Origin of the sequence: Micromonospora globbae, assembly GCF_003610785.1 — a bacterium.
Lineage (GTDB): Bacteria > Actinomycetota > Actinomycetes > Mycobacteriales > Micromonosporaceae > Micromonospora > Micromonospora globbae.
In genome coordinates this window covers 1-2,332 of the sequence record NZ_RAQQ01000080.1, presented here as the reverse complement: position 1 = coordinate 2,332, position 2,332 = coordinate 1, and the positions used below count along the sequence as shown (strand labels likewise).

Below are 2,332 nucleotides of genomic sequence, written 5' to 3'. Positions count from 1 at the left end.
ATGCGCTGCCACAGCCCGTCAGGCACGATCCACGGCGGCTGCTCGCCACGCCTCACGGCCCGACATCGTAGATCAACCTCTACAAGGGACGCGACATCCAGAGATCATTTTGTTAGGACCCCTAAGTCATGCAGGGGCTGGAGCGGGGCGGACCGGTGTTGAAGACGTCAAGGACCAGGAAGCTGCTGCGGCTGTCGTGGATGTGCTGGCGGCTTCGGCCTCAGATGGAGGGCAGACCGTGGAAAGGCGTCGGGCGCCGGCTCTCGCTGGAGAGGCGGCGCCCGAGTATCAGACAGCGATCAGGCGGAGTAGCCGCGGGTGGCCATCCAGTTCGCCAATTCGATCGTGGTCATCCAGTACGAGGCGGTCGCCGGGTTCGCCGAGTCGGCGACCCGCACCGTCCGGCCGTCGTCCTTGTAGCCGACCACGGCGATGTAGTGGCCGCCAGGGAACGAGTGCCAGCCGCCGTTGGTATCGGTGGCGTCGCCGACGGTGTTCGCCACGATGGCGCGCCCGTCGGTGATGGCCCTGACCACGTCGGCCTGGAGCTGGTCCATTTGGTCTGGCGTGGGGGCGCTGCCGGGGATCATCCGGGTGCGGTAGGGCGAGCCCTTCACCTCCGTGTTCAGCACGCGGGTGGTGTCCTCGGCGGAGTCGGTGCCAAACTCGTCTGCGCCGAGCGGGCCGGCGAGCTCATCCTGTGTCCGCTCGATGCCGGTGGCGCTGAGGGCGTTGCGGACGGCGGCTGGGCCGCAATTCCAGTAGGTGGCCTGCGCCTGGTAGTTGTAGTCAAGAACCTTGGACTTCGGCGGCTTCGGCGCGGCCTTGCGGGTCAGGTCCGGATTCGCCTCGCCCGGGGTGGCGCCCGGCGCTGGTGACGCGGGCGCGCCGATTCGGGCCTGGTTGCGGGTAGCGGCATCCCCCAGGCGGGGGGGCAGTTCCGCCACGGCGGCGCTGCTCTCCTGACGGACGGGCACGTCGTCGGTGTTGGTGAGCAGGACGCCTGTGACGGAGGCCAGCACGAGGGCGGCGGCGGAGCCTGCAACGATCTGGTACGGGCGCTGGGTGGCGAGACGACGCAGTTGCTGCTTGCGGTGGTGCTTCACGTTTTCCTCCACGGGGCGGCAGCGGCACACGCCGGCCCAGCGCGCGAAGAAGTCACGCGCCAACGGGTGGTTGTGGGCGGGGGTGCGCTGCGGGGAACGGGGGGTTGCCCGGTCAGCCGGGCATTGAGGCGGATGCCGGTATCAGCTCGCCAAGGCGACGAGCAGCGGCATCACCGGCCGTGGAGGCGGGGTGACGATCGGGGGCTGGGCATAGGGAGGAACTCCTTCCGACACCGCCTACCGGGTTAGCTGACGGATTCGGGCGGGAAGAGCGCCCTACCGCGGGCCGTGGCTCGCGGATTCACCCCGGACGTGCACTGGGTCCCCGGTTCGTGAAGGTCACGATTGAGCGGGTCGGCGCGGCGTCGCCGTTTGGCGATCGAAAACCGCACCGGACGCGGAGACACTACCGGCGGGTGCAGATACCTTCAAGTGCCCTCACCTGCTGAAACAGCAATCATCATCACTCTTAGAGGAACACTTCGTCACTGACATCACTCAATGGGACGAGCGCTTATGACGGCACTGCCGGGCGACAAACGGACATCTGGTGGCGAGGGACACGCAATTCAGGCGCACAATCAGCCGGTGTCATGCCCGATGACGGTTTTGGTGACCCCGGGTCACGGCCTCGCCAGATTTCACGTCACAATTCGGCCACCGGTGCCGGACACCGAAAGCCACCAGTGCCGTACGGCCGACATTCCGGCGTGGCGCAGTACATACGGTGCTAGGCCGACCAGCGCCCCGTTAGCATCGACGCGACCGGCCCAACATGCACGCAGCCGTCCAGGGGTTGCCGTGCCGGTGACGCTCACAGTGGCGGTCTGGAAAGTGGTGGTGGTGGTGCGTCACTGCGCTCTCTGTTATCGGCTGTGGACGTACCGGCGGACGGTGTCGGTCAGGTCCGCGATTGCCAGTTCAGCGTCCTGGGCGTTGGCGAGGCGTTCTGCGCACTGGCGGTGAACTCGTCGAGCACAAGCAGCGCAACGGCATCGAGGGCGCCTCGGGTGGCAGCGAGCTGGTCGAGAATCTCAATCGAGTGGCGGCCGTCCTCGTACATGGCGAGCACGCCGGTCAGCTGTCCGGCCGCGCGGACCTCTTAGAGGTCCTAACAAAGTCGTACGACGTGTCGGTACGTGATGATGCAGGTGGCCAGGGCAAGGAAGGCTTCGTGGATGTCGTCGCGGCGTTCCCAGCGGATCCGTAGCCGTTTCATGCCGTGG

General features: G+C 67.1%; 1 protein-coding gene, 1 pseudogene and 1 riboswitch. The gene and the pseudogene both read right to left on the bottom strand.

All coding sequences use genetic code 11. The features are described from left to right. Nucleotides 1–299: 299 nt before the first annotated feature. A complete protein-coding gene (locus D7I43_RS32330) occupies nt 300–1,118 on the bottom strand; it encodes a C39 family peptidase (protein WP_192902327.1) in 819 nt (272 codons plus the stop codon). 207 nt (nt 1,119–1,325) lie between these two features. Beyond that, nucleotides 1,326–1,468: riboswitch (cyclic di-AMP (ydaO/yuaA leader) on the bottom strand. 539 nt (nt 1,469–2,007) lie between these two features. Continuing rightward, nucleotides 2,008–2,190 (bottom strand): annotated as a pseudogene (locus tag D7I43_RS32325) (metal-sensing transcriptional repressor); the annotation flags it as partial. Nucleotides 2,191–2,332 lie beyond the last annotated feature (142 nt).